General features: G+C 58.3%; 8 protein-coding genes. 3 read left to right on the forward strand and 5 right to left on the reverse strand.

Features of this window, described 5'->3' with window-relative positions; translation table 11 throughout:
- From neuB to HQL56_17325, 5 genes are all read right to left on the reverse strand, one after another.
- Positions 1–1,010, reverse strand: a 1,010-nt coding sequence (gene neuB, locus HQL56_17305) for an N-acetylneuraminate synthase (protein MBF0311277.1), incomplete at its 3' end; no start/stop codon positions are given.
- A complete protein-coding gene (locus HQL56_17310; protein MBF0311278.1) occupies positions 998–2,170 on the reverse strand; it encodes a DegT/DnrJ/EryC1/StrS family aminotransferase in 1,173 nt (390 codons plus the stop codon). The genes HQL56_17310 and neuB, both read right to left, overlap by 13 nt.
- A gap of 176 nt (positions 2,171–2,346) precedes the next feature.
- On the reverse strand, positions 2,347–3,591 hold the full coding sequence (locus HQL56_17315) for a DNA methyltransferase (GenBank protein ID MBF0311279.1): 1,245 nt from the start codon (positions 3,589–3,591) through the stop codon (positions 2,347–2,349).
- A complete protein-coding gene (locus HQL56_17320; protein ID MBF0311280.1) occupies positions 3,588–4,403 on the reverse strand; it encodes a hypothetical protein in 816 nt (271 codons plus the stop codon). The genes HQL56_17315 and HQL56_17320 overlap by 4 nt, the downstream gene beginning before the upstream one ends.
- Before the next feature lie 215 nt (positions 4,404–4,618).
- The gene (locus HQL56_17325) at positions 4,619–4,981 is read right to left on the reverse strand and encodes a clan AA aspartic protease (protein MBF0311281.1); all 363 of its coding nucleotides are present in this window, start codon (positions 4,979–4,981) and stop codon (positions 4,619–4,621) included.
- Positions 4,982–5,202: 221 nt separating this feature from the next.
- Between HQL56_17325 and HQL56_17330 the strand changes: the two genes are divergently transcribed.
- From HQL56_17330 to HQL56_17340, 3 genes are all read left to right on the forward strand, one after another.
- On the forward strand, positions 5,203–5,550 hold the full coding sequence (locus HQL56_17330) for a type II toxin-antitoxin system CcdA family antitoxin (protein ID MBF0311282.1): 348 nt from the start codon (positions 5,203–5,205) through the stop codon (positions 5,548–5,550).
- Positions 5,550–5,858 carry a CcdB family protein gene (locus HQL56_17335; protein MBF0311283.1) on the forward strand — a complete coding sequence of 103 codons (309 nt, stop codon included), beginning with the start codon at positions 5,550–5,552 and terminating at the stop codon, positions 5,856–5,858. The genes HQL56_17330 and HQL56_17335 overlap by 1 nt, the downstream gene beginning before the upstream one ends.
- Positions 5,859–6,141: 283 nt before the next feature.
- Positions 6,142–6,474, forward strand: coding sequence for a nucleotidyltransferase domain-containing protein (locus HQL56_17340; GenBank protein ID MBF0311284.1), 333 nt, complete (start codon positions 6,142–6,144; stop codon positions 6,472–6,474).
- Positions 6,475–6,567 lie beyond the last annotated feature (93 nt).

Raw genomic sequence — 6,567 nt, forward strand, 5'->3', positions numbered from 1 at the left:
TGAATAAATTCATCCTCCCGGTAATCCCGCCCCGCCACCCGCCCACACACCTGATCCCAACACATGGGACTGATCCCCGTTCCCGGCCTCTTGACCGTCAGGTTTTCGTCACTCAACACCTCGCCACAGCGAATCCCCCGCGCCGCCACAATGCTCTTGCGAGCCACCGGGGTATTGTCCACTTCCGCCGCCGCCGGCCGCTTGATACCATCCCCCCGCGCCCGCTCCACCATGCGAATGCCCCGCACCAACGCCGCCAGCTCCTCGGGCTCGATGGAAGCCTGATGATCCGGCCCCGGCAAGGTGCGATCCAGCGTGAAATGCTTTTCGATGACCACAGCCCCCAAAGCCACCGCCGCAATCGAAACCGCAATGCCCTCGGTATGATCCGAATAACCCACCGCCGTGCCGAAAGCCGCCGCCAACGTGGCCATGGCCTGAAGATTCACCGACTCCGGCGGCGTGGGATAACTGGTGGTGCAGTGCAGCAGAGTGATCTTGTCGCGCGAGGTACCAGCCTTTTCCAACACGTCAAGAGCCGCCTCAACCTCGCCAAGGGAAGCCATGCCCGTGGAGACGATCAAACGCCGCCCCATGGCCCCCACCCGACGCAGATAAGGCAGATTGGTCAACTCGCCCGAAGGCAGCTTCAGGGGATCGAGCCCCAGGCGTTGCAACAAGGCCAGACTCTCCAAATCGAAGGCCGAGGAGAGAAAACGGATGCCCTCCTGCCGACAACAGGCCAGCAGCGCGACATGATCCGCTTCGGAAAGCTCCAGCCGCTGCAACATGGCCTTCTGGGATTCCGCCGCCTCGGTGGTGGCCTCCTGATAACGGGCCTTGGCGGCGTCTCGGGTCACCAGAGCCGCCGCCTTGAAAGTCTGGAATTTGACCGCATCGGCCCCGGCCTTTTTGGCCGCCACCACCAGCCGGCGGGCCAGATCGAGGTCGCCGTTGTGGTTGACACCGGCTTCGGCAATGATGAACACTCCCCGGCTCAACGGCTCCATTGCTCCACTCCCTCTTCCGAAACGAGGCGACGCAAGGTGGCGATGACCTGCCCCTGCTCGTCAGAAGTCAACTGGGTGGAGCAGGGCAGGGTCAAGACCCGCTCCCACAAGGCATCGGCCACCGGGGTTGCAACACGGGGTGCGGCGGCATAGGGCGTTTGCAAATGCATCGGCTTCCAGAAGGAACGCGCCTCGATGCCCTCTTCTTTCAAGCGGGCGCGCAACCGGGCCATGCCCTGGCGATGGGCCCCGTCGATCACCGTGCCGGAAAACCAGCAGGCGCTTTCGGCCCACTCCGGCTGGGGAAACGGCTTCAGAAAGGGCAGATCGGCCAACTCCGCATCGTAACGGGCGCGAATGGCCCGTTTGGCGGCGAGGAAACCCGGCAACTGCTCCAATTGGGCGCAGCCGACGGCGGCTTGCAGGTTGGTCATGCGGTAGTTGAAACCGACGCGATCGTGATCGTACTCCTCGCCATGACGCGCCGTGGTGGTCAGATGCCGCGCCAGACGCAGATACTCGCCCGTATCGCCGCAAATGGCCCCTCCCCCGCCGCAGGTTACGGTCTTGTTGCCGTTGAAGGAGAAGGCGGTGAGATCGGCACCCAGTTCACCAAGGCTTTTGCCCTGAAAACGGGCTCCCAGGGCTGCGGCGGCATCGGCCACGACCGGCAGACCGTATTGCCGGGCCAGCTCCGTGAGGCGATCCATGCGGGCCGGGGTGCCCAGGGTGTAGACGGGCATCAGGGCCGCCACCCGCCGCCCGGAGCCGACATGCCGCAGAACCGCTCCCTCACGCACCGTATCAAGGGCCAAGGCGACGGCCACCTGCTCCGCATCGAGGGTCCAGCTCGCCGCCTCCACGTCGAAAAGCCAGGGCAGCGCCCCGCAATGGGCAATGGCGTTGGCGGAAGCGATAAAGGTGTAGGAAGGCAGAATCACCAGATCCCCCGCCCCCACGCCGACGCTGGTCAAGGCGGCATGCAGCGCGGTGGTGCCCGCCGAGGTGGCCACGCTGCCCGCACTCCCGGCCTCACGCGCCACATCGGCTTCGAACCGGGTCACGAAAGGGCCCACGGAAGAGACGAAGGTCGAGCGAACACACTCCTGAAGGTACTCGCCCTCCCGTCCGCCCAGGTTGGGAACCGCCAGTGGAATCATGGAACAACCCCGCTTGCCGCAAGAATGGGTCCGGAGATCACTCAACCGGTGATTTCTCAACCGGAAAATCCTTGCAAGAGGGTTGCCAAGGTGGGGGACGGGTTATGGGGAAGTCACCCGGCCCAATACTGCGGCAGATGGAATTCGTGGCGTCGAAACCTGGGCGCAGACTCCGGTTAAATGACGCCCGGTTTACGGCACGACACGTCGTACTCCACCAACTCCTTTTTGGAGTTGCGCTTTCGGATCGGCTTAACGGCAACATCACAAAATCCCAGCTCGGAGAGCATATCCGCGTAGAGACGTTCGGTAGGCAGCAGGTGGCCGTAGAATGTGGAGTTGCCGACGATATAGTGGGCCTGACCGTTGGCTGCCATGACACGTGACAGGCTGGCAAAGTGGAGCCACATATCCTGGGCATATTTGGCGATGTAGTTGGCCAGCAGGCGACCATTGGCATTGTCGGCATGGGCAATGTCCCCCAGAACGGGGGACAGCCAGGCGGGCATCGGGATGTTCCCGTCGGGCCGCCAATCGGCCAGACGGCTCGTGGCGATACCCCAGGTGCCGCCGATGGCCTGCCAGTCGAGTTCCCCTGCGTCCCGCCCGTTTTGCAGATAACCGAGCCAGTACATATAAGGTCGCAGTTCTCGGATGTAGGACATGCGGTTGGCATAAGGCGGAGAGGTTATGACCCGGTCGAACCGTTCATTCAGGTGGTCCAGGATACGGGCATCGCCCTGAATGATGCGGGCTTGGCCAACCGGATCGGGCATCGTACCGTGAAGAACATGGGACACATCGTTTTCAAAACGTTGCGACAGATCCGGCGATCTCTCCTCCGACGTCGGGGCCTCATCGCGGAAAGACATGGACTGATGGTTGAAAGCGGCATTCGACAAAGAGATCAGCGTGCGACAAAAAGCAACCAGCAACAGGGATCGTTCCGGGGAATTTTGAGCCGTGACCTCCTCGATGGCGGGCCGAAGACGGCAGAGAAAGGCCCGGCCCGACTCGCTCCACCAGCGGGAAATATTGTGGATGGGTGGTTCCGCCATGGGTTTGCAGCTTTGTTGCTTCACCAGAACAAGGGCCTCGCGACCCGCCTGACGAGCGGACTGAATGGACGTGGCGCTGTAGTGGGCGGTTTTGGTGTTGGCCAACCATACCAGAAACGGATTGATGTCGACCGTGGTTACCGGGTGCCCCGCGGAGGCGGCGCACAATGCCGTTGTCGCCGTGCCGCAGAAGGGGTCAAGAAGACGAAGCGACTCCTCCGGACAGGCGGACAACAGCTCCTCGACAACCTTCACCGAATAGGCCGGAGTGAGCCGCAGCCAGCCATGGCGACCCATCCTGCCGTTGTATCGATGGGTATAGTCCGCCCGCTGGATCAAGGGTGAAGCAATGGTGGGAATCATGTGGTCTCCGGAGCAAGCAGCGCTCGCAACACGGCGTCGATCTCGGTATGCAGCGTGGCGCTGTTGCGTTGAAAAAAGGCCATGAGGTCGTAACCGACGACCTGTGACAGGAAGTCGTAAGTGGATTGCAACGGGTCGTTCAGACCCACGCGACCCGTCAGGATGGACCAACGTTCGGAACGGTATCGCAACAAGATATCGTTGTCGATCTGGGACGAGAGGATCACCGCGCAAGGCAGGTAGGTACTGGTATAGGCCGTGGCCGCATTGGCAATATCGGCGTTCTGGCGTTTGGAATCCTTGCTCTTGTAACCCTGGCGCACTTCGAAAACCGTTCCGCTCAACGTGGCGACAATCGCGGGCGAAACCCCGGCGGCTGCGGCAGCCTGTTCCATCCACAAGTGCAATCGGTCGCGTGCGGCCCGGTCGTGGACCTCCTGCAATATCACCCGCCCATCCAGATGAAGAGTGCGGGTTTTGCCCCCGGAGACCGGGACCGTGTAAGACCAGTTGGCGGCCTCAGGCGACAGCCCGAACTGATCACTCAAAATTTGCCGGAACAGTTTTTCGCAACCGATACCAATCTGGCGATAAACGCTCGTCATGCCCCCTGCGGCCTTGTGAGCCGCGTACAGGAGCGGATTGTCGAGACCGAACCAGGAGTAAAACGGATCCGACTGATAGAGCGTGCGAAACTCATTCAGATCGAGCCCGCCGCCACGACCTTGGCCAAACTTCGGTTTGTAACCGGCACAAACCCGGATCGGCTCAAGGACGATATTCAGATAGATTGCATCACGGGCCGGGGTCATTTTAGCGGTCATTTCGTTTCTGTTGTTATAACGAGAATACAATATTTTCATTGATCCTGAAGCGGTGTAAGTCATTAAGTTGTGGAATAAGCACAATCGTTCGGAGAATGAATGCGTCCGTCTAAATAGCTATAAGTCTTTTTAATTCGGTCCGCTGGCTCATCATCCAGCTTTACGAGCCTGATTTGGGCGTCATTCTATGTTTTAATGATCAGCTACTTTATCGGCTTGGCAGGCAGGCGTTCCAAGGTCCGGGTGGCGGGATCGATGCCGATTCCGGTATTTTCCAGCGCCACCACCCCCAAAATGGGCTCGCACCCCTCCGGACCAAAGACCACCTGCCCCACCGTCTCCGCGCCCATGAAACCGATCCTCGCAAAACCGAAGGTATACTCCACCACGTTGCCATTGGCCAACTCGTATACCGCACGGCCTTCTTCACGAACACCCGCCTCCCGCAGCCGCGAGGCCGGAACCAGACAATCGATGGCTCCCGTATCCACCAAAAAATCGGCTTCGTAAGGCAAACCATCCGCCGCCAGATTGCTCAACCTCACTGTGACATGAGTAATCTCCATTTTTCATACCTCCTGGCGGAATGCACCCCCGTCGTCCATTCTATCCCGCTCATCGATGCGGGGTCCAACGAATTCCTACACGTCGAACCGCATGCGGCTTGACGCCCCGGAGATGTTACAACATACTGATCGAACAGAGGATACCGCTTTCTGCTACGGGAGAATGGCCCGGCAGGCGGCTCTTTCGGATAAGGGCGCCCCAAACCAGACGGGAAATGGTCATGTTGAAGAGTTACGAAGCGGTTTTCGATCACGGCACCATTCGCTGGCTGGACACCCCACCCAGCGTCGGGGAAGCGCGCCTCATCATTACCGTATTGCCTGACAAATCCCCGGAAGCGCCCCCTTCCCCCCGTCACTCTTCAGGGTGGAACGACGATACCGACGTGTCCGCTCAGGCGGAATCTCTCGGCAGCAATCTTTCCCGAACCCTGGAAGCGCGTCGTACCGGGAAGCAGGTTGAACAACCGGGCAATGCCTGGAAAGAAGAGAATAAAGAGGCTATTATGGAATATAATAATCGTATTAGAGCAGAAGGATTGTTTGGAGACACTGCAAGATTATTCTGATGGCCCAGTTCGATCTCTATAAATATAACAAGCCAGGTAGTGCCGTTGAATATCTACTGGATATTCAAAGCGATTTATTATGCGATATGGAATCACGGGTAGTGATTCCTCTCTACAAGCTCAAAACGGGTCAAAATCCGATCAAAACCCTTCAGCCCTTGGTGGAACTGCCGACTGGACTCTATTTTCTTTCGACTTCGGAATTGGCTGCCGTTCCTGGCCATAATCTGGGCGTGAAAATCGGTTCCTTCCACCAATTGCGTGAAGAAGTCATTGCCGCCCTGGATCGGCTATTCACCGGCGTTTGATCTCTCCTGCGAGATGAATATCGCCCTACGGATGATTCTCTGCTTGTAGTCATATATAAAAATATGGCTGGTAAAAGATATATCATTTTTTATTGCTTTATTCTGCTTACAAGATATAATTATGATGATCTATTTGAATGGTGTGAACTGGTCACCTGGCAAATCCGGATTGACGGAACTTCCCCTTCCGACACCCCAGCAAACCGCTCCGGTGGCTTTCAAGCCGGGAGGATGGTAACATTTTTCAAGACCTTCGAATCGTCCCCCTGTGAAAGGCTTTCCGGTGACTCCCGAAGACCATCACGTCGCCACGGAACTCAAAATCCGCCTGGACCGGGCAGCGCCTCGGGCCTTGCGTCGCCTGATCGTTTTTGGATCCCGCGTCCGGGAGCAAGCCACCCCCGAATCCGATCTGGATGTGGTGGCCCTGGTCGACGAACTGACCACCGATCTGGAACAACGTCTGGATGATGCCGCTTACGCCTTGATGTGGGATCTCGATTTCCAACCCATCATCTCTCTGAAAGTCTTCGAGGAGAACTGGTTCGAAACGGCATTGCACGATGGTTTGCCCTTTTGCCGCAATGTGGCTCGGGAAGGCCTTGTGGTGATTTAACCCATTGTAAAAATGTGGAAAAATTGTTCGATAGAGTCTAATTAATAAAGGTAAACCCCCGGCTCTGCCGGGGTGACAGTAGAAGTTTGACTT

This window comes from Magnetococcales bacterium (assembly GCA_015231925.1).
Lineage (GTDB): Bacteria > Pseudomonadota > Magnetococcia > Magnetococcales > JADGAQ01 > JADGAQ01.

Coding starts and splice junctions, on each gene's coding strand:
- HQL56_17310 (MBF0311278.1), bottom strand. CDS start 2,170: ATGATTCCACTGGCGGTTCCCAACCTGGGCGGACGGGAGGGCGAGTAC.
- HQL56_17315 (MBF0311279.1), bottom strand. CDS start 3,591: ATGATTCCCACCATTGCTTCACCCTTGATCCAGCGGGCGGACTATACC.
- HQL56_17320 (MBF0311280.1), bottom strand. CDS start 4,403: ATGACCCCGGCCCGTGATGCAATCTATCTGAATATCGTCCTTGAGCCG.
- HQL56_17325 (MBF0311281.1), bottom strand. CDS start 4,981: ATGGAGATTACTCATGTCACAGTGAGGTTGAGCAATCTGGCGGCGGAT.
- HQL56_17330 (MBF0311282.1), top strand. CDS start 5,203: ATGTTGAAGAGTTACGAAGCGGTTTTCGATCACGGCACCATTCGCTGG.
- HQL56_17335 (MBF0311283.1), top strand. CDS start 5,550: ATGGCCCAGTTCGATCTCTATAAATATAACAAGCCAGGTAGTGCCGTT.